This window comes from Lentzea sokolovensis (assembly GCF_033949975.1).
Lineage (GTDB): Bacteria > Actinomycetota > Actinomycetes > Mycobacteriales > Pseudonocardiaceae > Lentzea > Lentzea sokolovensis.
Window position 1 is genome coordinate 451,485 of the sequence record NZ_JAXAVU010000008.1, and the last position, 22,199, is coordinate 473,683.

At 68.8% G+C, this 22,199-nt stretch carries 21 protein-coding genes; 6 read left to right on the plus strand and 15 right to left on the minus strand.

Annotated elements, in window-relative coordinates; translation table 11 throughout:
* The 5 genes from SK854_RS16770 to SK854_RS16790 form a co-directional block, all read right to left on the minus strand.
* Complete coding sequence (locus SK854_RS16770; protein WP_319976021.1) at positions 1-591, minus strand: hypothetical protein; 591 nt, start codon at positions 589-591, stop codon at positions 1-3.
* Positions 588-1,193: a hypothetical protein gene (locus tag SK854_RS16775; RefSeq protein WP_319976022.1), complete on the minus strand. Its 606-nt coding sequence runs from the start codon at positions 1,191-1,193 to the stop codon at positions 588-590. The genes SK854_RS16770 and SK854_RS16775 overlap by 4 nt, the downstream gene beginning before the upstream one ends.
* Before the next feature lie 82 nt (positions 1,194-1,275).
* Positions 1,276-1,836, minus strand: a complete 561-nt coding sequence (locus tag SK854_RS16780) for a hypothetical protein (protein WP_319976023.1) — start codon at positions 1,834-1,836, stop codon at positions 1,276-1,278.
* Positions 1,837-1,865: 29 nt separating this feature from the next.
* Positions 1,866-2,438: a hypothetical protein gene (locus SK854_RS16785; protein WP_319976024.1), complete on the minus strand. Its 573-nt coding sequence runs from the start codon at positions 2,436-2,438 to the stop codon at positions 1,866-1,868.
* A gap of 64 nt (positions 2,439-2,502) precedes the next feature.
* Positions 2,503-4,809, minus strand: a complete 2,307-nt coding sequence (locus SK854_RS16790; RefSeq protein ID WP_319976025.1) for a sodium-translocating pyrophosphatase — start codon at positions 4,807-4,809, stop codon at positions 2,503-2,505.
* 192 nt (positions 4,810-5,001) lie between these two features.
* Here SK854_RS16790 and SK854_RS16795 point away from each other — a divergent pair, with 192 nt between their 5' ends.
* Together SK854_RS16795 and SK854_RS16800 are read left to right on the plus strand one after the other, a co-directional pair.
* A complete protein-coding gene (locus SK854_RS16795; protein WP_319976026.1) occupies positions 5,002-7,323 on the plus strand; it encodes a DEAD/DEAH box helicase in 2,322 nt (773 codons plus the stop codon).
* Positions 7,324-7,530: 207 nt separating this feature from the next.
* Complete coding sequence (locus SK854_RS16800; protein WP_319976027.1) at positions 7,531-8,304, plus strand: aminoglycoside adenylyltransferase domain-containing protein; 774 nt, start codon at positions 7,531-7,533, stop codon at positions 8,302-8,304.
* Positions 8,305-8,924: 620 nt separating this feature from the next.
* Here SK854_RS16800 and SK854_RS16805 read toward each other — a convergent pair.
* The 9 genes from SK854_RS16805 to ssd form a co-directional block, all read right to left on the minus strand.
* Entirely contained in the window at positions 8,925-9,545 is a 621-nt protein-coding gene (locus tag SK854_RS16805; protein WP_319976028.1) for a bifunctional DNA primase/polymerase, read from the minus strand.
* Between the two features lie 196 nt (positions 9,546-9,741).
* Positions 9,742-10,167 carry an Rv3654c family TadE-like protein gene (locus SK854_RS16810; protein WP_319976029.1) on the minus strand — a complete coding sequence of 142 codons (426 nt, stop codon included), beginning with the start codon at positions 10,165-10,167 and terminating at the stop codon, positions 9,742-9,744.
* Complete coding sequence (locus SK854_RS16815; RefSeq protein WP_319976030.1) at positions 10,164-10,463, minus strand: TadE family type IV pilus minor pilin; 300 nt, start codon at positions 10,461-10,463, stop codon at positions 10,164-10,166. Before SK854_RS16815 ends, SK854_RS16810 begins: the two co-directional genes overlap by 4 nt.
* Before the next feature lie 10 nt (positions 10,464-10,473).
* Positions 10,474-10,635 (minus strand): DUF4244 domain-containing protein, encoded by a 162-nt coding sequence (locus tag SK854_RS16820; RefSeq protein ID WP_319976031.1) that lies wholly within the window; start codon positions 10,633-10,635, stop codon positions 10,474-10,476.
* A gap of 9 nt (positions 10,636-10,644) precedes the next feature.
* Positions 10,645-11,172 carry a type II secretion system F family protein gene (locus SK854_RS16825; RefSeq protein ID WP_319976032.1) on the minus strand — a complete coding sequence of 176 codons (528 nt, stop codon included), beginning with the start codon at positions 11,170-11,172 and terminating at the stop codon, positions 10,645-10,647.
* Positions 11,169-11,939, minus strand: coding sequence for a type II secretion system F family protein (locus SK854_RS16830; RefSeq protein ID WP_319976033.1), 771 nt, complete (start codon positions 11,937-11,939; stop codon positions 11,169-11,171). The genes SK854_RS16825 and SK854_RS16830 overlap by 4 nt, the downstream gene beginning before the upstream one ends.
* Positions 11,933-13,042, minus strand: a complete 1,110-nt coding sequence (locus SK854_RS16835; RefSeq protein WP_319976034.1) for a TadA family conjugal transfer-associated ATPase — start codon at positions 13,040-13,042, stop codon at positions 11,933-11,935. Before SK854_RS16835 ends, SK854_RS16830 begins: the two co-directional genes overlap by 7 nt.
* A 291-nt stretch (positions 13,043-13,333) precedes the next feature.
* Complete coding sequence (locus tag SK854_RS16840; protein WP_319976035.1) at positions 13,334-13,579, minus strand: hypothetical protein; 246 nt, start codon at positions 13,577-13,579, stop codon at positions 13,334-13,336.
* A complete protein-coding gene (ssd, locus tag SK854_RS16845) occupies positions 13,576-14,610 on the minus strand; it encodes a septum site-determining protein Ssd (RefSeq protein ID WP_319976036.1) in 1,035 nt (344 codons plus the stop codon). The genes SK854_RS16840 and ssd overlap by 4 nt, the downstream gene beginning before the upstream one ends.
* A gap of 447 nt (positions 14,611-15,057) precedes the next feature.
* Here ssd and SK854_RS16850 point away from each other — a divergent pair, with 447 nt between their 5' ends.
* From SK854_RS16850 to SK854_RS16865, 4 genes are all read left to right on the plus strand, one after another.
* Positions 15,058-15,852, plus strand: coding sequence for an HAD-IB family hydrolase (locus tag SK854_RS16850; protein WP_319976037.1), 795 nt, complete (start codon positions 15,058-15,060; stop codon positions 15,850-15,852).
* Positions 15,853-16,482: 630 nt separating this feature from the next.
* Positions 16,483-18,138, plus strand: a complete 1,656-nt coding sequence (locus tag SK854_RS16855; RefSeq protein ID WP_319976124.1) for a glycoside hydrolase family 3 protein — start codon at positions 16,483-16,485, stop codon at positions 18,136-18,138.
* Positions 18,135-19,340 carry an exo-beta-N-acetylmuramidase NamZ family protein gene (locus SK854_RS16860; RefSeq protein WP_319976038.1) on the plus strand — a complete coding sequence of 402 codons (1,206 nt, stop codon included), beginning with the start codon at positions 18,135-18,137 and terminating at the stop codon, positions 19,338-19,340. Before SK854_RS16855 ends, SK854_RS16860 begins: the two co-directional genes overlap by 4 nt.
* A 7-nt stretch (positions 19,341-19,347) precedes the next feature.
* The gene (locus SK854_RS16865) at positions 19,348-20,871 is read left to right on the plus strand and encodes a serine hydrolase domain-containing protein (protein ID WP_319976039.1); all 1,524 of its coding nucleotides are present in this window, start codon (positions 19,348-19,350) and stop codon (positions 20,869-20,871) included.
* Here SK854_RS16865 and pdxR read toward each other — a convergent pair.
* Entirely contained in the window at positions 20,854-22,191 is a 1,338-nt protein-coding gene (pdxR, locus tag SK854_RS16870) for a MocR-like pyridoxine biosynthesis transcription factor PdxR (RefSeq protein WP_319976040.1), read from the minus strand. The two genes, SK854_RS16865 and pdxR, sit on opposite strands and share 18 nt — an antisense overlap.
* Between the last annotated feature and the right edge of the window lie 8 nt (positions 22,192-22,199).

Below are 22,199 nucleotides of genomic sequence, written 5' to 3' on the forward strand. Positions count from 1 at the left end.
CTAGTTTCCCCCGGACTGCTTCGCCAGCCCCTGCCAGGCCTTGCACACCTCGTTCGCACGGAACGCCTCGGTGTACTTCGGGGTCGTATCCAGGATCTGCTTGAACAACGTCTCCACGCTGGTACCGCTGCTGCCGACCATGATCTGCTTGTACCGCTCGGGGAACTTGTCGTCCGCCGCCTGCGCCCGCAGCCGCGCCGAACTGTCGTCGAAGGTCTTGGCCTCGTTCCGCAGCGCGCCGACCAGCCGTTCGTGCAGGCTGCGCACGTCCGACCCCAACGGGCCGAGTTTCTCGAGCTCGTCCGCCATGTGCCGGTTCGACACCGCTGCTCCTGCCGTCCAGGCGACCACGGCCTCCTTGACGGCCTCCATGCCCTCCTGGGCCTTGCCCTGGAGCTGGAGTCGCGCGGTCTGCGTGACGCCCATGGGTCCGCAGTACGCCTCGAACCACGCCACCGGATCGGCGCCGGGCACGTCCGCCGTCGTGGTGGTCGTGGGTGCGGCCTGCTGGACCGAAGCAGGTGGCGGTGTGCCGCAAGCGGTGATCGCGGCCGCGCCGAGCACGGCCGCGACCAGGCGAAACGTCGTCACTTGCCGAGCATCTTCCCCAGCTTGGTGCGCATCTCGGTGCACTCAGGCGCCTTCGCGACGGCGTCCTTGAGCTTCGGGTCCGCGTCGAGCTTCTTGATCTGGTCCGAGAGCTTCGACGGGTCCGCGGCGTCGCCACCGACCTTCTCGACCTGCGCCATGAAGTCGGGTGCGGTCGCGTCGATCTTGCCGATCTGCTCGCGGACCGTCACGTACTCCTTGGCGCCGTCGCCGAACATCTTGACCAGCTCGTCGTGCGTGGCCTGGTGCTCGGGGCCGGGCGCGCCGACCTCCTTGAGCTTCTTCTCCGTGTCGGCCATCGCCTTGCCGCCGGTGTCGAGCAGCTTGAGCATGCCCTCCTTGATCGCGGGAGGGTTCTCGGCGTTGGCCGCGACGACGGTGATGAGCTCGATCGCGCCCGTGAGGACCGGCGTGGTGCCGGCGCAGAACGCGCCCGCCCACTTCACCGGGTCGGCGCCGGCGGCGGTGGTCGTCGTGGTCGTGGGCGCGGCGCTCTGCGTGGACGGCGCGGCGCTGGTTCCGCAGCCCGTCACGGCGAGGGTGAGACCTGCACAGGCAGCAGCGATCGACAAACGTGCGTTCACGGTGAAATCCCCCAGGAAATGACTAACCGGACCGCCGAACAGTACACGTTCGGGCGATCCGGTCAGCCGGGCTTCTCGCTCGTCAGGAGGTAGGGGGAGACGTCTGAAGTCCCTTGCAGTTGCCGGCTTTCTGCGCGGCCGTGGCCAGGCCCGTCTCGTCGAACTTCTTCTGCACGTCGGCGCCCGCCTTCTCCAGTTCGCTCGCCCTGGCGACCATCTCGGTGAAGGCGGTGATGGCCTGGGTGGCGTCCGTCGAGGCGTCGAGCTTCGACCTGGTGTCCGCGAGCAGGGTCCTGATCTGACCCATGCCGTCCTGCGCGGCGGTGGCCAGCTCCTTCGACTTCGGGTGCGGGCCGTTCTCCAGGCCCTTGAGGTCCGAGATCGACTTGTCGACCGCGGCGACCTTGGTGCCGAGCCAGTCGGAGAGGCCCGTCTTGAGCCTCGCCGGGTCGCTCATGTCGATCGGCGGCTCGTCGGACATGGCCTTCGCGGTGCCGTCGACGGCACCGCAGACCTTGTCCATCCACGCCACGACGTCGGCCTCACTGGCGGTGGGCGAGGCCGACGTGGACGAACCTCCGCTGCTGCACGCGGTGACCGCGAGCAGACAGCACGTCAGAACTGCGAGGACTGTGCGGCGCATGGGCCGGAAGTTACTCCGGACGGTCTCGCTCAGCTCGTCGGCGTGACGTTGAGGCGCTGCATCGCCTGGCACTGCTGCGCGGACTGCGTGGCCTTCTGCAGCTCGGGAACGTCCTTGAGGTCGCGCAGCGGGTCGGCGAGCTCGGAGAGCTTGGCGATGGCCTCTCCGGCGGCCTGGAGGCCTCCGGTGGCGTTGTTGGCGTCCGCCTGCTCGACCTTGGTCTTGGCGTCGGTGAACACGGCACCGAGCGAGGTGAACGTCTCGGACATCTTGTTGACGGCCTCCTCACCGCCCGCGACGGGCGACGGGCCGACGTTCTTGAGGCCCTCCGCCGACTTGGTGAAGGCGTCGGCGAGCTGGCCCATGTACGCGGCCATGTCGGCCTTGAGCTTGGCGGAGTCGCCGGCGTCGAACTTGGGGGCCGTCTTCTCGATCTTGGCGAACTCGGACGCGGCGCCGCACACCTTGTCCATGTAGGCGACGGCCTCGGGGCTGGCCGCGCCGCTGGTGGGCGTCGATGAAGTGCCGGAGTTGCCGCCGGTGGTGCACCCGGCCAGCGCAAGGGCGGCAACAGCGGCAGTGGCGACGAGGCTGCGCCTCATGTCGTAACTCCTCGGTCGGGGTACGTCGGGGGAAGACCCGAACGTACCCCGACCTGAGGTGGATCTACGCGGCGCCGTTGCTGACGGTCTCCGCGGGAGAGTCCGCGATCGAGGTGCCGCGGCGCTTGGACACGACCACCGCACCAACGATGATCAGGGTCGCGACCAGGGCGATCGCGATCCGGATCGGGTCGGACGCGCTGTCACCGATGGAGAAGGTGACGATGGCCGGCGCGATCAGCACCGAGACCAGGTTCATGACCTTGATCAGCGGGTTGATGGCGGGGCCGGCGGTGTCCTTGAACGGGTCACCGACCGTGTCACCGATCACCGTGGCGGCGTGGGCGTCGGAGCCCTTGCCACCGTGGTTGCCGTCCTCGACCAGCTTCTTGGCGTTGTCCCAGGCACCACCGGAGTTGGCCAGGAACACCGCCATCAGCGTGCCGGTCGCGATCGCACCGGCGAGGTAACCGGCCAGCGGACCGACGCCGAGGCCGAAGCCGACGGCGACCGGGGCGAGCACCGCCATCAGACCCGGAGTCGCCAGCTCACGCAGCGAGTCCCTGGTGCAGATGTCGACGACGCGGCCGTACTCCGGCTTCACCGAGTAGTCCATGATGCCCGGGTTCTCGCGGAACTGACGGCGCACCTCGAACACGATGGCGCCGGCGGCACGCGTCACGGCGTTGACCGCGAGGCCCGAGAACATGAAGACGACAGCCGCGCCGATGGTGATGCCGACGAGGATGTTCGGGGTGAACACGACGTAGGAGAACGACGAAATGCCGTCCACCACCTCGCCCGTCTTGAGCACTGCCTTGTCGATCGCGTCCTTGTAGGACCCGAACAGCGCCGTCGCGGCGAGCACGGCCGTCGCGATCGCGATGCCCTTGGTGATGGCCTTGGTGGTGTTGCCGACCGCGTCGAGCTCCGTGAGGATCTGCGCGCCTTCGCCGTGCACGTCACCGGACATCTCGGCGATGCCCTGCGCGTTGTCGGAGACCGGGCCGAAGGTGTCCATCGCGACGATGACGCCGACGGTCGTGAGCAGACCACAACCGGCGAGCGCGATCGCGAACAGCGCGACGATGACCGAACCGGACAGCAGGAACGCGCCGTACACGGCCGCACCGATGACCAGCGCGGTGTACACAGCGGACTCGAAACCGACCGAGATACCGGACAGGATCACCGTGGCCGCACCGGTCAGCGAGGTCTTGCCGACCTCCTGCACCGGCTTGTGCTCGGTGCCGGTGTAGTAGCCGGTCAGCCAGAGGATGACGCCGGCCAGCACGATGCCGATGATCACCGCGACGGACGCGATCAGCGCCGGGTTGCCGCTGGTGGCCTTGACCGCGTCGCTGATGCCGTTGAGGTCCGCGAAGGAGCTCGGCAGGTACGTGAACGCCGCGATCGTGCACAGCACCGCGGAGATGACCGCGGAGATGTAGAAGGCGCGGTTGATGGCCGTGAGGCCGTTCTCGCCCGCCTTCGCCTTGGTCGTGTAGACACCGATGACCGCGGTCAGCACGCCGATCGCGGGAACGATCAGCGGGAACAGCAGACCCTGCACGCCGAACGCGGCGGTGCCGAGGATCAGCGACGCGACGAGCGTCACGGCGTAGGACTCGAAGAGGTCCGCGGCCATGCCGGCGCAGTCACCGACGTTGTCGCCCACGTTGTCCGCGATGGTGGCGGCGTTGCGGGGGTCGTCCTCGGGGATGCCCTGCTCGACCTTGCCGACCAGGTCGGCGCCGACGTCGGCGGCCTTGGTGAAGATGCCGCCACCGACACGCATGAACATCGCGAGCAGCGCGGCACCGAAACCGAAGCCCTCCAGGACCTTCGGGGCCTGACCCGCGTAGACGAGCACGACGAGTGCCGCGCCGAAGAGGCCGAGACCGACCGTGGTCATGCCGACCACGCCGCCGGTGCGGAACGCGATGCGCGTCGCCTTTTCGCGACCGCCTTCTTCGTTCGCGGCGGCGGCGACACGCACGTTGGCGCGCGTGGACAACCACATGCCCAGGTAGCCGATAGTCGCCGAGAACGCGGCACCGACGATGAAGAACAAAGATCGGCCGATTCGCTCGGCCAAATCATCTGCCGGTAGCGCGAACAGCAGAACGAACACGATCACGACAAAGATGCCGAGCGTGCGGAACTGCCGGTTGAGGTAGGCCGCTGCGCCCTCCTGAACCGCCTTGGCGATGTCCTGCATCTTGGGGGTGCCCTGGCCCGCGGCCAGCACCTCCTTGAGCAGTACGTACCCGACGGCGAGAGCAGCCAGGGCGACCACGGCGACCACGGCTACGACGCCGCGATCACCCCCGGAGAGCTCAAGGCCCTCCGCGAGGAATTGCCGGGACATCCGTCCTCCTGGTGAGTTGCCATGTGCAGCGCCAAGGCAGACCAGCCGCCCAGCGCGACGTGACGCATCCCTCATTGGATGCGATGAGCGGGGAGTCTAGGGGTTGGTTGCAACGAGGCAACGAAACGTCCCGATCCGTGCACACACCGTTATCTGCGCAGGAAGTCGAGCACGGCCCGGCCGGGACTGTCGGTGGTGTATGCGAAGCTCGGCCTCGTGGTGGATCAGGGACGCCGGTTGCTGGACCGCGTGCTGGCGGGAGTGCCCGCCGGGGAGTCACCCCTCACGCACGCGCGCGATCTGCCGTTGCGCCAGGCAGATCACGTGGAGTGGCCTGCGTGGACGGCTCTCCCGGTCGTCGAGGCGTTCGTCGGGACGGGTGTGCGCGAGCCGTGGCGGCACCAGGTGGAGGCCGCGACGCTTGCGTGGTCCGGGCAGCACGTGGTCCTCGCGACGGGCACGGCGTCGGGCAAGTCACTTGCCTACCAGTTGCCCGTGCTTTCCACTCTTTTGGCGGACACGAAGGCCACCGCGCTGTACCTCTCACCGACCAAAGCCCTTGGCGCGGACCAGCTCCGGTCGCTCGAGGAACTGGGGATCAAGGGGGTGCGCGCGTCGGCCTACGACGGTGACACCCCGATGGCCGAACGCGACTGGGTCAAGGCGCACGCGAACTGGGTCTTCACCAATCCGGACATGCTGCACCGCGGAATCCTTCCGCAGCACCCGAAATGGCTGCGGTTCTTCCGCAGGCTGAAGTACGTGGTGATCGACGAGTGCCATTCCTATCGCGGCGTTTTCGGTTCGCACGTGGCGTTGTTGATGCGCCGGCTGCGAAGGGTCGCCCGCAAATACGGCGCGGATCCGATCTTCGTTCTGGCATCGGCCACAGTGGCTGATCCTTCTGGTTCGGCGGAGCGTTTGCTCGGCGTTCCCGTTTCCGCTGTAGTGGACGACTTTTCTCCGCGTGCGTCGCGCACGGTCGCGTTGTGGGAGCCCCCGCTGACCTCTCTGGAGGGTGAGAACGGCGCTCCCGTCCGGCGCTCGGCGGGCGCGGAGACGTCGCGGATCCTGGCCGACCTCGTCGTCGAGGGCGCACGGTCGCTCGCCTTCGTGCGCTCGCGCCGGGGCGCGGAGCTGACGGCGATGGGCACCCAGCGGATCCTGTCCGAAGTGGACGGTGAGCTGCCCGGCCGGGTGGCCGCGTACCGGGGCGGCTTCCTGCCGGAGGAGCGGCGGGCGCTGGAGAAGGCGCTGTCCACAGGCGACCTGCTCGGCGTCGCGACCACGAACGCGCTGGAGCTCGGCGTCGACATCGCCGGGCTGGACGCGGTGGTGGTGGCCGGCTTCCCCGGCACGCTGGCGTCGTTCTGGCAGCAGGCGGGCCGTGCGGGCCGTTCAGGGGACAGTGCGCTGGTCGTGTTCGTGGCACGCGACGATCCGTTGGACACGTACCTGGTGCACAACCCGGCCGCGGTGCTGGACAGACCGGTCGAGGCGACGGTGCTGGACCCGTTGAACCCGTACGTGCTGGGGCCGCAGCTGGCCTGCGCGGCGTCCGAGATGCCGTTGACGCCGGCCTGTCTGGACGACTTCGGCGGACCGCTCGCGGAGGCGGTGCTCGCCGAACTGGTGGCGGAGAAGCTGCTGCGCAAGCGGCCTGCCGGGTGGTACTGGGCGTCGCACGACCGGCCGCACGCCGGGGTGGACATCCGCGGTTCCGGCGGTGATCAGGTCGCTGTCGTGGAGTCGGACTCCGGCCGGATGCTCGGCACGGTCGACCCGGGATCCGCCTGCTGGCAGGTGCATCCCGGCGCCGTGTACCTGCACCAGGGGCGGGCGTACGTGGTCGACGAGCTCGATCTGGACAGCGGGCTCGCGATGGTCCACCGCGAGGACCCGGAGTGGACGACGCAGCCACGTGACTGCGTGGACATCACGGTGGTGCGCGAGATCGAACGCACCGACTTCGGCGGGGTGTCGGTGTGCCTGGGCGAGGTGGAGGTGACGACGCAGGTCGTCGGCTACCTGCGGCGGCTGCCGTCCGGTGTGGTGCTGGACCAGATCCCGCTGGACCTGCCGGAGCAGACGCTGCAGACCCGTGCGGTCTGGTACACGGTCGACGAGTCGCTGCTGTTCGACGCCGGCGTGGAGGCGAAACGGATCCCCGGCGCCCTGCACGCCGCCGAGCACGCGGCGATCGGTCTGTTACCGCTGTTCGCGACGTGCGACCGGTGGGACATCGGCGGCGTGTCGACCGCCGTGCACCCGGACACGGGGATGCCGACGGTGTTCGTGCACGACGGCCATCCCGGCGGTGCGGGCTTCGCTGATCGAGGCCACTCGGCATTGCGGGCGTGGCTCTCGGCGACGCGAGCGGCGATCAGCGCCTGTGCGTGCCCGATGGGCTGCCCTTCCTGCGTGCAGTCGCCCAAGTGCGGCAACGGCAACGATCCGCTGGACAAGGCCGGTGCCGTGCTCGTGCTGGACGTGGTGCTGGGCAAAATCGCCTGACCGGGTGGTCTGCGCCTGGCTACGGTGGCGTCGTGAACGCATTCGGCTGCAACGCCACCGACCGGACCCGTCGAGCCCAGCGCGGCTGAGCCCGGACATCTGCCGTGCCCTCGCACGGCCTGATCGCCCCGACGTGCCACGTCGCAGGGCGTCCAGTGCTCCGCCGCGCCTGTATCCCTACTGGCCACGGGTTCATTGGAGTCTGCTTTGTTCACCCCTTTTGCTGATCTGAACGCACTTCTCGCCGACCTCGTCTCGTCCGTGCGCGAGATCCTCGGCCACACCTACGTCGGCGCGTACCTCCAGGGCTCGTTCGCCCTGGGCGCCGGTGACGTCCACAGCGACTGCGACTTCATCGTCGCCTGCACCGAACTGCCGTCCGGTGCAGCGCTCGACGGGCTGCGGCGGCTGCACGACGAGATCCCGACCCGTCCCGGCCGCTGGTCGACGGAGATCGAGGGCTCTTACGCCGACGTGGAGTCGCTGCGCTCGGTGGCGGGCATGGGAGTTCCGTGGCTGTTCAACGACCACGGCACGCGGACCTTGGTGTGGGACCTGCACTGCAACAGCCCGCACGCCCGCTGGATCCTGCGCCACCACGGCATCGTGCTGGACGGCCCGCCGATCACGTCACTGGTCGACGAGGTGCCGGCGTCCGCTCTGCGCTCGTCGATGCGTGCCGAACTGCCGCGCGTGCTGGAAGGCATCCAGGAGTGGGCACCGATGGGCAATGCCTGGACACAGCGCTACATCGTCTCGGCGTACTGCCGCACGCTCTACACCATCCACACGGGAGAGGTGGAGTCCAAGCGCGGCGCCCTGTTGTGGGCGAAGAAAATGCTCGATCAGCGGTGGCACCCGCTGATCGAGCAGGTCCTGCAGGACCGGAACCTCGGCTGGCACGCCGACGCGGTTCCGCGGCCCGGATCCATGGAGGAGACCTTCGCGTTCGCTTCCTACGCGGAAACTCTCCAGCTCTAGTGGTGTGGCTCGGAACGTTGCCGGGGGAATGCGCGGTCAGACGGGTGCATCGTGGTGCCGCCCCCACGTCCTCGTACTGGTTGTACGGGGGCGTGGGGGCGGCGCCGCGAGGCGCCCTGCTGAGCGTGGATCACCTCGCCAACATTCCGAGACGCGCCACTAGGTTTACCACTTTTCCGTGGGGCGCGGCGGGGGCTCACGGGTACCCCCGCCGCGCTCTCCACGTGCCGAACACTGTGTTCCCGCCTGCTACCGCTTCGTGACCGGATCCCTTGGAACATCGGTGGAATCTGGTTCGTTCGTCTCGACAGGACACGCGGGAGGCGACGGTGTCGACTGTCTGCTGACGAACTCCGGGGAGGAGCCGGCTTCACCGACCGCGGCAGAGCTGGCGCCCTGCCACTAACGTCCTCGGTCCGGTCACTGTTGCGGGAGGCTGTCCTTCGGGGTGCGTGTTCGGCTTTTTCGCCCGGTCCTCCGACCACCCCCGACGTGCGGGGTGCGGGGGCCGATCATCGGATCGGGCTTGGTGGAACGGCCGTGCAGGGCATCGCCTTCGGGGTTGTCGGGGAGAGTCCACGACGACACCCAACACGGCCGGGCTTGTTTTTAGTTGTAGGTCAGACGGTTTCGAGCTGGAAGCGCGCCGGAGCGTGCACGGCCTCGACGAGCGCGTCCTGCACGACGTGTGCTTCCGGCAGGTTCCAGCCGCAGACCTGCGGCTTGACCCGCCAGTGCACGACACCGTGCGCCATGGTGGTGGGGGGCAGCGGGATGTACTCGCCCTTGCCGTACAGGTGCACGTCCGAGTTGTTGGCCAGCTCGGCGTTGAGCTTCGAGCCGGACTTCACGAGGAACATCCACCGGCCGGACGGGGTCGCGGCGATCGGCACGGGAACACCGATCTGCCGCAGTGCGACGGCCGCGCGGTGACCGAGGCCGGCACCGACCTCGATCGCGTCCACCACGTGACCGGTGGCGACGAGAAGGCTGTAGGAGCGACCCGCCCACCACGTGGCGACCTGGTCGGGACGGGTCCCGATGCGGTCCACCCAGTCGCGGTGCACGGGGATCGGGCCGTGCAGTTCGAGGCCGCTGCGACCCGCCCACTGCGTGACGCCGTTCTCAGTACCGGCCGGATAGGTGCCGGGCAGTACGGGCCAACCGCGGTACGCGAGGCTCACGGCCTCGGCACGCAGTTCGATGCGGAAGGCCCCGCGCCAGCTATCCGACCAATCCATCTTTCGTCGCCTTCTTCCCAGGCTCTGACTCGACATCGACAAGGTGTCGGTTTTCGTAGGACACCGCGTCGGTGCCGCCACTACAACTAACGACACCGGCACCGGCCTCCGTAACCCCCGCTCGACAACTGGTAGCTACGGGACGGCGAACGTCATTTGCTTGACCGGGCAACTGAACTGTTCGCGTTTGGTTCGATCACCGTTCAGCATGTCCGGGCACCGATGTGAGTCCGCTCACCGCTGTGAGCCGACCGCTCGTCGTGCTCCAAACGCTTCGATCTTCAGCCGGACCTGCCCTGGCGCGGGCGTTCACCGGGCCGAACGGCGTAGTCGCCGAGACCTCCACAACCACCTCCCATCCGCTCACCGCGCAGCTCGTCAGCTCGGCCCGGTTCTCCGAGGCCACTCGTTTTGCCTGCTCACAAGCATTTTCATCGCTTTCGGCGAGACGAGCGGCAGCGGCGAGCGCCGCCAGGTCGGCCGCACCGGTGACCCGGTGCCGCGCGACGACCGCCGCCCCGATCTGCGCACCCGCCACCACGACGATGATCAGCAACAACATCGCCACCACACCGCTCACCGCAGCCGAACCGCGATCACCGCCGGACCGTTCACCGTTCATCGCGGCTCCGGCACGGCGAACGCCCGCGCGCTGAGCGGCAAGCCCAGCGGTCCGCGTTTGCTGACCACGACCTCGATCGCATCGGCTTGGGTGTCGATCACGACGTTGGCACCGGACACGATCTGCCCGGCCGCCTGCTCACCGCGCTGCTGTTCACCGCGCGCCGTGAGCCGTGCCGCTTCTCTCGCCGCGTCGGCGCACCGCATCTGCTCGGTGACCGCCGTCAGCCCGTTCGCCCCCAACCACATGGCCACCAGCAGCGCGCTGACCGCGATCGCCGCCTCGACCGTGGCCATCCCCCGGTCATCAGACCGAAGACAGCGCACGCTGTATCAGCCCTTGTAGCTGGTTCTGCATGAAGTCGCTGGTGAGGAGCACGTACAGCAGACCGGCGAACGCGGCCGCCGCCAACGTCCCGATCGCGTACTCCACCGTGCTCATGCCGCTGTCGTCGTCGAGCAGTTCCATCTTCTTCTCCTAGTTGAGGAATTGATCGGCCAGGCCCAGCACCACCGGCGCGACGCCGAGGCACAGGAACGCCGGCAGGAAACAGAGTGCGAGTGGTGCCGCCACCGCGACCGCGGCCTTCTGCGCCTTCGCTTCCGCGTCGTCGCACGCTTCCGACCTGGTCCGCTCGGCGAGTTCGGCGGTCTGCCGGGCGAGCACCGCCCCGGACCGCGCGGTCCGTCTCGCGGCCCTGGCGAGCAGAGCGGTGGCGGGCCGGTCGAGTGCGGAAGCCCATGCCGTGACGGGATCGGCGCCCAGTTTCAGCAGTTCGGCGACCTGGCTCAGTTCTTTCACGTCGACCGCCTGGATCGCGGTGGGCACCGGCAACCCGGCTTTCAGGCACGCGGCCAGCAGATCCCAGGCCGCGGCCCGTTCGAACGGACCATCTGGTTTCTTCTTGTCGTGCGGCGGGTCGTGGACTCGGGGCTTCAACCGATCAATCGATCGTCGCGGCACGGGTGCGAGGAGGACCGCCAACGCGAGGAAGAGGAACGTCACGGCTCCACCTCCGTGATCCGCTGCGTCCACCACACCCCTGCCGCCACGAACACCGCTCCCAGCGCCAGGAGGAACTGCCCCGCCACCGTGCTCGTGAGCACGTGAAACGGCCGCGCACCACTGAACTCGCCCAACAACACGCCGACCACCGGCAACACGGCCAGCACCGCCGCACTCGCCCGCGGTCCGGCCATCCGCGCGTGCACCTGTCGCGCGAACGCCGCCCGCTGATCGAGATCACGCCTCGTGGCGTCCAGCACCTCGGCCAACGCCACACCGTGCTTCGCCGACACGTGCCACGCCTTGGCCAACTGATCCACCGCCTTGCCGAGCAACGGCTGCCGCAGCTCGCGCAACGTCCGTTCCACGTCACCACCGAGCCTCGACGTGGCCGCCGCCGCTTTGAGCACCTCCTTCGCCGGTGCCGGCGTGTCCTCCGCGGCGCCCTCGGCCGCCTGCGCCGGGTGGGCACCGGCTCGCAGCTCGTCGATCACGCCGCCGAGTCCGCTGCTCAGCGCTTCGGTAGCCCGCCGGAGTGCCGTGTTTCGCTGGTGCTGCTTGAGGATTCTTCGGCCCGCAACTCCCAGCACGACACCGGCGACCAGTCCGCCGACGCCCGCCACGAGATAGGTGAGCGTCGCCGCGGCCGCCGACCAGATGTAGGGCGGCACAACGATTTCCCTGTTGCGCTGCGGTCTGAGCCTGCGGATCGGTCTGAGCTGTGGCCAGACGATCAGCGCCGTCGCCAGCAGCAGAAGGCTCAGCACAGCAACCCCTTCTCGTGCCACCCGTGCTCACGCGTCCAGACAGGACGAACCGTGAGTCCGTCCTTCCGCTCGAAGACCCCGATCTCGTTGAGGTACCGGGAGTTGTTGTCCCGCCGCATGTGCAGCACGATCCGCACCGCTGCTGAAACCTGACTGTGCAGCGCCTGCGGCGAGAGCCCGCCCAACGCGCCGAGAGCCTCCAACCGCGCGGGCACCTCGGCCGACGAGTTGGCGTGCAACGTCCCCGCGCCCCCTTCGTGCCCGGTGTTCAACGAGGTGAGCAACTCCCGCACCTCGGCCCCGCGCACCTCCCCGACCACGATCCGGTCAGGCCGCATCCGCAGGGCCTCCCGCACCAGTTCCCGCGTGGTGACCTCGCCCGCCCCCTCGACGTTGGCGGGCCGCGCGGTGAGCCGCACGAACTGCGGATGGTCAGGATTCAGCTCACTCGCGTCCTCCACGCACACGATGCGTTCCTTCGGCGAGACGCATCCGAGCAACGCCGACAACAACGACGTCTTGCCCGACCCGGTACCTCCGATCACCAGAAACGCCATGCGCCTGCGGACGATCGTCCGCAACGTCTCCGCGATCTCGGCGTCGAACGTGCCGAGTTCGTGCAGCGCTTGAAGGTCGTGCGTCGCCGGCCTGAGGATCCGCAACGACAGACACGTGCGGTCCGCGACGGGCGGCAACACCGCGTGCAGCCGGACTCCGCTGCCCGGCAGCCACCCGTCGACGCACGGGGAGGCATCGTCGAGCCGTCTGCCCGCGGCGACCGCCAGCCGTTGCGCGAGGCGCCGGACCGCGTCTTCGTCGGGAAAGGTGACGCCGGTGCGGCGCAGCCCCGTCGTGCCGTCCACCCAGACCTGGTCCGGCGCGGTGACCAGGACATCGGTGGTGCCGGGGTCGGCGAGCAACGGGTCGAGCGGGCCGGTGCCGCTGAACTCCTGGCGCAGCACCCGGAGTGCTTCGAGGACGTCCGAGTCGGCCAGGACACCGCCCGCTTCGGAACGGACCGCGTGAGCCACGACGGCCGCGGACAGTTCCACGTCGGCGCCGGCCAGGCGGTGCCGGACCCGGTCGATCAGGGCGGAGGTCATGTCGCGGCCTCCGGGCGGCGGGCGTGGCGGCCGTAGGTGATCTCGCGGCCGGTCAGGCGGAGCCACGTCTCCTGGCACCAGATGAGGAAGCGGTTCACTTCGGTTCCTCCTTGTCCTGCTTGAAGATGAAGCGAGGTGGATAGAGACGGCCGTACACGACGAGGTTGCGCAGCATCCGACACAGGATGCGGAGGCGGATCACGGCTGAAGTTCCTTCCGTGCGAGGGAAACCTCGTGGCGGCAGGAAAACCGGAGTCGCAAGCCACGAGCGAAGGTGCCTGACCGCAGAGGTCAGCCAGGAGGAAGAAGGACGGCCTGACCCGGAGCCCTCTCTGCGGCGACGAATCGGCCAGGCCGACGGGGGTGCGGGACCAGTTCTGGTGTCTCGCGGAAAACCGGAACGCAGCCGCAGCCGAGTTGGTCGATCGGCTCGACCTCCGCGTCGCCTGACGACAGCGCGGCGTACTCGGCCTCGTCTGCCATCGCAGCCTCGGCCGCACCAGGCGCGGCCACGTCCGCCACGGGCCAGCCGGTCATGGGCGCAGCTCCTTCAGCACCACGCGGGCCGCCGTGGCGAGCGGGCCCTTCGGGTTGCGCGGGAAACGACCCCGTTCCAGCACCTCGGCCAGGCCCGGCTCGGCGCGCATGGAGGTCAGCAGCGGGATGCCGATCACCTCGGCCATCTCGCCGGGCTTGAGGTGGCCGGGTGACGGGCCGCGGACCACCAGGCGGAGGTTGCGGCCGTGCGTCAGGAGACGGGAGGCGACTCGGCCGGCGGCCGCGGTGGCGCGGACTTCGGCCGGTACCACCAGGATCGTCAGGTCGGTGCGGTCCAGTGCCGCGGAGGCGGAGGCCGTGGGGAAGCGCGGCAGGTCGCAGATCACGGTGCAGCCCGCTCGGCGGCCCGCGTCGAGGACTGCCGCCACGGCCGCCGGTTCCGGGTCCGGGGCCGCGCGGTCGCAGGCCAGGACGCTCAGGTTGCCCGCGGTGGGCAGGGCCGCTCGCAGGGCCGACATCGGGACTCTGCCGCCGGTGGCGTGCACGCCCGGCCAGCGGGCGCCCTTGTCGGACTCGGTGCCCAGGGCCAGGTCTATGCCGCCGCCCAGCGGGTCGCAGTCGACGAGCATCGCCTCGCCGCCGGACTCCACCGCCTCACGGCCGCAGGCGATGGCCAGGGTGGAGGCGCCGGCGCCTCCTCTGCCGCCGATGAACGACACCACCCGGCCCCGGTCCGACGGCGGGCCCTCACCCAGGTCCGTCAGTGCCGTCACCAGGGAGCGTCCTTCCACCGGGAGTTCGAGGACGCCGTCCGCGCCCAGGGCGACCGCTGGGGCCCAGGGCGGGTCGCCGCCGTGGACGACCAGGACACCGGTGCGGCGGGGGAAGCCCGCGTCCAGGCAGGCCGAGACCGCGGCGGGATCCAGCAGGACCAGGGGCGCGGAGTGCCATTGCGAGCGCAGCGACGTGACGTCGGGGGCGCAGGAGAGCGGGCAGTCGGCCGCGGCGGCCACCCGGAGGACCTCGTCGAGGAGGTCCTGGTCCGTGAGCAGGGCGATGGGATGGGTCATGGGATCCACGGTGGTCAGTCGTGAGGAACGACACAACGGGCGTAGATCCACATGTGGACAAGTCAGCGGCTGTGGACAGGTCGCGATCTTGGAAGCCTTGCAGGGCCAGAAGTGTCGGACCCGTGTGCGACGCTGGAGGGTTGGGCGCACGTGCCTCGGGCAAGGGCCGCAGAGGTCCAGTCGCACCCACCGGAAACGGGGTCCGGATATGGGACGACCCCCGCCAGGGGGGAGGGACGGGGGTCGTCAATGGTTCAGTCCCGGGGGGTCGGACTGAACCCGTCCGTCGAACCGGACTCACCTACTGTATCCCCATGCGCCAGTGCCGCGCGCAACTTCCGCAACAGCCGCGGGCCAAGTTTCGGTAACCGTGCCGCACAACGGTTTCGTACACGAACGAAATGCCGCCCGAACGGCCTACTGGCGAGTACACCTAAGCTGAGCCACATGAGCCGGATCGCCGCCTTCTTCGACCTCGACAAGACCGTGATCGCGAAGTCGAGCACGCTGGCGTTCAGCCGCCCCTTCTTCCAGGAGGGACTGATCAACCGCCGCGCGGTGCTGAAGAGCGCATATGCGCAGTTCGTGTTCATGCTCGCCGGCGCGGACGCGGATCAGATGGACCGCATGCGGGCGCACATCACGGCGCTCGCCGCCGGCTGGGACGTCGAGCAGATCCGCAGCATCGTCAGCGAGACGCTGCACGACATCGTCGATCCGCTCGTTTACAAAGAAGCGACGCAGTTGATCGCCGACCACAAGGCGGAGGGCCACGACGTCGTCATCGTCAGCGCGTCCGGCGAGGAACTGGTCGCCCCCATCGCGCAGATGATCGGGGCGGACTACAGCGTCGGCACGAAGATGGTGATCCAGGACGGCCGGTACTCCGGCGAGGTCGAGTTCTACTGCGCCGCCGACAACAAGGCCGTCGCGATCAAGCAGCTCGCCGCCGAGCACGGCTACGACCTCTCGAAGAGCTACGCCTACTCGGACAGCGTCACGGACCTGCCGATGCTGGAGGTCGTCGGCCACCCGACAGTCGTGAACCCGGACCGGGGCCTGCGCCGCATCGCCGTCGAGAAGGACTGGCCGGTGCAGCAGTTCGTCGACCCGGTGAGCCTGCGCTCGCGCATCCCCACCCCGTCGGGCAAGGCGGTCGCGGTCACGGCCATCAGCATCGGCGCCGTCGCGGCGGCCGGCGCGGCCTGGTACGGCCTGCGCCGCAAGCGCGGACGCGACTGAAGTCAAGCCCGCGCGCGAGAAAATCACCAAAGGTGACCGGTACCGGCGAGTAGCGGCAACGCGCCGCGCACGTGGTGCCCGCGTGAGTGCACGGCAACGCCCTGGCGGCGGTACCCGAACGCGAACACACGCTCACAAATCCAGAAACGCCAGTACTTTCACTACTGAACGTGGCTTGAACGGTGCACCCGTCCGAGCCCTTGCTGTGACCGGGCCCACGCACTTAAATGGGTGGTGCGGACCTCGGGTCGGCCAGGGACCAGACGAAGAGAAGTCAGGATCCACCCCGGCCAAGCTCCGTGCGCGGACTTCGAGTACCCACGCGCAGCACGCCGCGGGAGGCTTGTCGTCTAGGGCCTGCGTACCGGGACGCCGGACGCCGAGGCCAGGGTTGTACGACTGGAGTTGCACGCTTGGTAACTCGCAAGCCCGCGCTGAAGACGGGGCACCCTTCCGGGGGTGCCCCGTCTGCTTGTTAGGCCAACTTTTGCCGTCGGACGGCAGAATGTGCGCCCGTTGACCCACCACGCAGTCGTGAGTAACTTGCGAAATACGCCAGTTACCTGTGGGAACATCACCGGGAGGCACGGACAAGTGCGGAAGTTCGCCGCGTTGACGCTGGTCACAGCCATGGTCGCCCTCACGCCGGTGGCGAGAGCGGACGCCTCCGTGACCACACTGCGCGGGATGTCGCTGGAACAGAAGGTCGGCCAGCTCTTCGTCACGTACGTCAACGGCCAGGCCGCCGACGTCCCGCACCCCAAGAACCAGACGGACTTCGGAGTGGCGACGGCCGCGGACATGGTGCGCAAGTACCAGCCCGGCGGCGTCATCTACTTCAACAACTCGAGCCGCGACAACATCGACACCCCCAAGCAGATCGCGCAGCTCTCCAACGGCCTGCAGAAGGCCAGCCGCATCCCTCTGCTCATCTCCACCGACCAGGAGATGGGTCTCGTCACGCGCATCGGCCCGCCGGCCACCCAGTTGCCGGGCAACATGGCCCTCGGCGCCGGCCGCAGCACGAAGGACGCGGAAGAGGCCGCGCGCATCACCGGCCAAGAGCTCCGCGCGATGGGCATCAATCAGAACTTCGCCCCGGACGCCGACGTGAACTCCAACCCGGCGAACCCGATCATCGGCGTGCGGAGCTTCAGCAGCGACCCGAAACTCGCGGCGGACATGGTCAGCGCGCAGGTCCAGGGCTACGAGGGCCGCCGCTGGTTCGACCTGAGCTCGGTCACCTCGACCGCCAAGCACTTCCCCGGCCACGGCGACACGTCCGAGGACAGCCACACCGCCCTGCCGGTCTCGAACCGCAGCCTCGACCAGTGGCGCCAGATCGACGCGCCGCCGTTCAAGGCCGCCATCGCCGCCAAGATCGACTCGATCATGACCGCGCACATCCAGGTGCCGCAGATCGACCCGTCCGGCGACCCGGCGACGCTCAGCCCGAAGATCATCACGGGTCTGCTGCGCGACGAGCTGAAGTACGACGGCGTCGTCATCACCGACTCGCTGGAGATGGCGGGCGTCCGCAAGCTCCACTCCGACGCCGAGATCCCGGTGCTGGCCATCAAGGCGGGCGTCGACCAGCTGCTGATGCCGCCGAACCTCGGCCTCGCGATCGACAGCGTCATCAAGGCCGTCCGCAGCGGTGAGATCACCGAGCAGCGCATCGACCAGAGCGTCCTGCGCATCCTGAAGATGAAGCTCCTGCGCGGTGTCATGCTCACCGCCGAGGTCGACGAGAACAAGGTCGACCAGATCGTCGGCTCCAACGCGCAGAGCGCCCAGGCCATCGCCGACCGCACGATCACGGCCGTCCGCAACGACGCCCAGGCGATCCCCCTGAACGCCACCGCTCCCCTGGTCGTCGGCACCAGCGACGCCCCCGCGGCGGCCCTGGCAACGCGGCTCAAGGGCACCAAGGTCGTCACCGCGACGAGCCCGACGCCCGCGCAGATCCAGCAGGCGCTCGCGGCGGCGGCCAACGCGGACAAGATCGTCGTGCTGACCAACAACGCGAGCACCAGGCCCGCCCAGGTCGACCTGATCAACCAGCTCGTCGCCACCGGCAAACCGGTCATCGCGGCCGCCACCGGCAACCCGTACGACGTTGCCCACAGCAACGCGAAGACGTGGCTCGCCACCTACTCGACCACGACGGTCTCGATGGAGGCGCTGGCCAGGATCCTGCTCGGCGAGGCCAAGCCGCAGGGCAAGCTCCCGGTCGACGTGCCGGGCCCGACCCCCTACCCGTTCGGACACGGGGTGACCTGGTGAGAAGGCGGAGCTTCCTCGCGGCAGGCGCCCTGTCCGTCCCCCTCCTCAGCACAGCGACCGCCACCGCGTCCCCGAAGCTCGCCACCGCCTCCGAACAACTCGCGAGCGACGGCTGGCGCAAGCTCAAGGGTCGCAAGGTCGGCGTGCTCACGAACCCGACGGGCATCCTCAAGGACCAGACCCACGTCGTCGACTCGATGGTCGCCCACGGCGCCAAGCCGACCGCCGTGTTCGGCCCCGAACACGGCTTCCGCGGCACGGCCCAGGCAGGCGGCTCCGAAGGCGACTACGCGGACCCGCGCACCGGAATCCCGGTGTACGACACGTACCAGGCCACCCCCGCGAAGATCCAGGCGATGTTCACGAAGGCGGGCATCGACACGGTCGTGTTCGACATCGCGGACGTGGGCGCGCGCTTCTACACCTACATCTGGTCGCTGTACCAGGCGATGGAAGCGGCCAAGGGCCTGGACTTCATCGTCCTCGACCGGCCGAACCCGATCGGTGGCGCCGCGAACGGCCCGCAGCTCGACCCGGCCTACGCGACCTTCGTGGGCCTGAAGCCGATCGTCCAGCAGCACGGCATGACAGTCGGCGAACTCGCCCGCCTCTTCAAGGGCGAGTTCGACCTGACCACGAAACTCGAAGTGGTCAACGTCAGGAACTGGCGGCGCAACCAGCTCGACACCGGCCTGCCGTGGGTCCCGCCGAGCCCGAACATGCCCACCCAGGACACCGCGCTGGTCTACCCCGGCACGTGCCTGTTCGAGGGCACGGTGCTGTCCGAGGGCCGCGGCACGACCCGCCCGTTCGAAACGGTCGGCGCGCCCGGCATCGACTGGCGCTGGGCCGAGGCGCTGAACGCCCTGAACCTCAAGGGGATCAGGTTCCGCGAGACCTACTTCTCGCCGACGTTCAACAAGTTCCAGGGCAAGGCCTGCGGCGGTGTCACCCTGCACGTCACCGACCCGGCCCAGTTCGACGCCATCAAGGCCGCCGTCGCGATGCTGATCACCGCGAAGTCGTTGTACCCCGGCGTGTTCGCGTGGCGTCCCGACAACTGGATCGACAAGCTCAGCGGCTCCGACCGGCTTCGCAGGATGATCGACGCCCAGGCTCCCCTGGACGAGATCACCGGAGCGTGGCAGCAGGAGCTGCAGCAGTTCCGCCGCACCCGCCTGCCCTACATGCGCTACCGGTGAGGACGCCATGCTCATCCCTGCACTGGCCGTCGCACTCGTGACGACGGCTCTTCCCGGCCACTTCGACCAACCCCAGGACGGCTTCGCGAACCACTGGACGACGCTGCGCGAGTCGAACCCGTACTGGGCGAACCTCGCCCCCGAGCCGATCAACGCGGCCCTGCGCCAGCTCCGCGACTTCCAGAAACCCCAGGCCAACGGCAAACCGCTGTTCGCCGGCGCCGTCACGATGTACGTGCACGACGGCAAGATCGTCACGCACGACCGCACGGGCTACGCGGTTCTGTACAAGGACCAGCAAACCCAGCTGCCGGAAGAAGAACGCGTCCCGATGCGCAAGGACACGATCTTCGACTTCGCCTCCATCTCCAAGCTCTTCACCTCGATCGCGGTGATCCAGCAGGTCGAGCAGGGCCGGGTGAGCATCGACGAGAAGGTCGCCACCTACCTGCCCGAGTTCGGCGTGAACGGCAAAGAGAACATCACCGTCAAGCAGCTCCTCACACACACGAGCGGGCTTGAGCCGTTCATCCCGTTGTGGCAGAAGTACCCGGACATCCCGTCGCGCATCAAGGCCGTGATGGACGTGAAGCCGAAGTCCACTCCCGGCACCACATACGTCTACTCGGACCTGAACCTGATCACGCTCGGCGAGCTGGTCTTCAAGGTGAGCGGGAAACGTCTTGACCAGGCCGTCAGCGACGGCATCACCAAGCCGCTCACCATGAAGGACACGAGCTACAACCCGAAGGCCAAGGATCGAACGGCCGCGACGGAGTTCCAATCCGCACCACCACGCGGCATCGTCCGCGGCGAGGTGCACGACGAGAACGCGTGGTCCCTCGGAGGAGTAGCGGGCCACGCCGGTGTCTTCGGCACGGCCAGAGACCTCGCCGTCCTCGGCCAGACGATCCTCAACGGCGGCACGTACAACGGCCGCCGCATCCTGACCGAGCACTCCGTCGAGCTGATGCTGACGAACTTCAACCAGCAGTTCCCCGACAACGCCCACGGCCTCGGCTTCGAGCTCGACCAGCGCTGGTACATGGGCGGGCTGAGCGGTCAGGGAACGGCGGGCCACACCGGCTACACCGGCACGTCCTTCGTGATCGACAAGGCCTCGCGGTCGATCGCGATCCTGCTGACCAACCGCGTGCACCCGAGCCGTGACTGGGGCAGCGTGAACCCGGCGCGGAGGGCCGTCGCCGACGGCCTGGCCAACGCGCTCGCGGTCCAGTCGCACGGAAAGCAGTGGCGCGCAACGACTTCCGGCGGCACCCTCACCGCGGAACGTCCGGTCGAGGTCTTCGTGGACGTCGACAAGGGCGACAAGCTGACGATCCAGCACTGGAACGGCACGGACTGGCAGGACGCGCGCACCATCACGACGACCGGACGCCGTTGGGTGCCAACGGAATCCGTGAAGACCAGGTTCGTCTACACCAAGGCGGGCCTGTACAACGGCCGCGGCGTCTACGTGCACACCCGTGGCGACGTCACGGCCGAAGGCTGGTCAGTGGCACGCCGCTAGCACCTCGGTGAACAGCGGGAGCGCCCGTGGAAACGCGGGCGCTCCAAAGCTCACCACGATTCCCGTCCGATCGTCGTCGCTCAGCTCGTGCCGGAACCACGAGAGAGGGCTGACCTCGATCCCCCGTTCCCGCGCGGTCTGCACGATCGCCTCTTCATGCGGTGTGTCGAGCACGGCGTGCATTCCCGCCGCAATGCCCGACACCGACGCGTACGGCGAGACGGCCTCCACCAGCCGGTCACGCCGCCGTTGGTACTTGAGCCGCATCCGCCGCACATGGCTGTCGTAGGCGCCGCATTCCAGGAAATCGGCCAGGATCAGCTGGTCGAGCATGCTGATGTGCTGCTCACGGTCGGTCTTCAGGGCCAGGATCGGGTCCACGAACCGGTCCGGCAGCACCATCCAGGCGATCCGCAACGCCGGTGACAACGCCTTGCTGGACGTGCCCAGGTACACGACGTGCTCCGGATCCAGCCCTTGCACGGCCCCGACCGGCTGCCGGTCGTAGCGGAACTCGCCGTCGTAATCGTCTTCCAGCACAAGGCCGTCCACGCGCCGTGCCCACTCCACGGCCGATGCGCGCCGTCGTGGGTGCAAGGGACCGCCCAACGGGAACTGATGCGCCGGCGTCAACACACACGCACGCCGGTCGTCGGGCAACTGCTCGGTGTTCGCGCCGTGGTCGTCCACCGCCAACGGCACTGTCGACTTCCACAGCGAACGGTGGAAATCCAGCCCGTACTCCTCGACGACGATCGGCGGTTTCAGCAGCCGGTTGAACATCTGCACGGCGCCGCCGAACCCCGAGCACACCACGATCCGTTCGGGATCGGCCCGCACCCCACGGGCCCGCGCCAGGTACTCGGCCAGTGCCGTCCGCAGCTCGATGCGCCCCTGCGGGTCCCCCGGCCCGAACGCCGCCGAGGGCGCCGCCGTCAACGCCCGGCGGGTCGACCGGATCCACTCGGCGCGCGGGAACTCGGTGACGTCGGGCGTGGACACCGTCAGGTCGAATCGCACCTCCGCGTCGGCGACCGGCCGCTTCACCGGGGGCGGTGGCGCGACCCGTTGCGCGACAACGGTTCCCGATCCCTGGCGCGCGGTCAGCCAGCCCTCCGCCACCAGCTCCGCGTACGCCTCGGCGACGGTGTTCCGCGCTATCCCGAGATCAGCAGCGAGTGACCGCGAAGCCGGCAGGCGAGTCCCGGGAGGCAGGCGCGCCGACCGGACCGCTTCCCGAAGCGACGCCGTCAACCGGTGCCGCAGTCCGCCCGGACCGGACAGGTCCAGGTGGAAGTCAAGATTGGCCCACGATTCCACGATCAGAT

What these genes read in the sequence shown, in the direction of transcription:
- SK854_RS16780 (WP_319976023.1), bottom strand. Translation starts at nt 1,836, where the DNA reads ATGCGCCGCACAGTCCTCGCAGTTCTGACGTGCTGTCTGCTCGCGGTC.
- SK854_RS16785 (WP_319976024.1), bottom strand. Translation starts at nt 2,438, where the DNA reads ATGAGGCGCAGCCTCGTCGCCACTGCCGCTGTTGCCGCCCTTGCGCTG.
- SK854_RS16790 (WP_319976025.1), bottom strand. Translation starts at nt 4,809, where the DNA reads ATGTCCCGGCAATTCCTCGCGGAGGGCCTTGAGCTCTCCGGGGGTGAT.
- SK854_RS16805 (WP_319976028.1), bottom strand. Translation starts at nt 9,545, where the DNA reads ATGGATTGGTCGGATAGCTGGCGCGGGGCCTTCCGCATCGAACTGCGT.
- SK854_RS16810 (WP_319976029.1), bottom strand. Translation starts at nt 10,167, where the DNA reads ATGAACGGTGAACGGTCCGGCGGTGATCGCGGTTCGGCTGCGGTGAGC.
- SK854_RS16815 (WP_319976030.1), bottom strand. Translation starts at nt 10,463, where the DNA reads ATGGCCACGGTCGAGGCGGCGATCGCGGTCAGCGCGCTGCTGGTGGCC.
- SK854_RS16820 (WP_319976031.1), bottom strand. Translation starts at nt 10,635, where the DNA reads ATGGAACTGCTCGACGACGACAGCGGCATGAGCACGGTGGAGTACGCG.
- SK854_RS16835 (WP_319976034.1), bottom strand. Translation starts at nt 13,042, where the DNA reads ATGACCTCCGCCCTGATCGACCGGGTCCGGCACCGCCTGGCCGGCGCC.
- SK854_RS16840 (WP_319976035.1), bottom strand. Translation starts at nt 13,579, where the DNA reads ATGACCGGCTGGCCCGTGGCGGACGTGGCCGCGCCTGGTGCGGCCGAG.
- ssd (WP_319976036.1), bottom strand. Translation starts at nt 14,610, where the DNA reads ATGACCCATCCCATCGCCCTGCTCACGGACCAGGACCTCCTCGACGAG.
- SK854_RS16850 (WP_319976037.1), top strand. Translation starts at nt 15,058, where the DNA reads ATGAGCCGGATCGCCGCCTTCTTCGACCTCGACAAGACCGTGATCGCG.
- SK854_RS16855 (WP_319976124.1), top strand. Translation starts at nt 16,483, where the DNA reads ATGGTCGCCCTCACGCCGGTGGCGAGAGCGGACGCCTCCGTGACCACA.
- SK854_RS16865 (WP_319976039.1), top strand. Translation starts at nt 19,348, where the DNA reads ATGCTCATCCCTGCACTGGCCGTCGCACTCGTGACGACGGCTCTTCCC.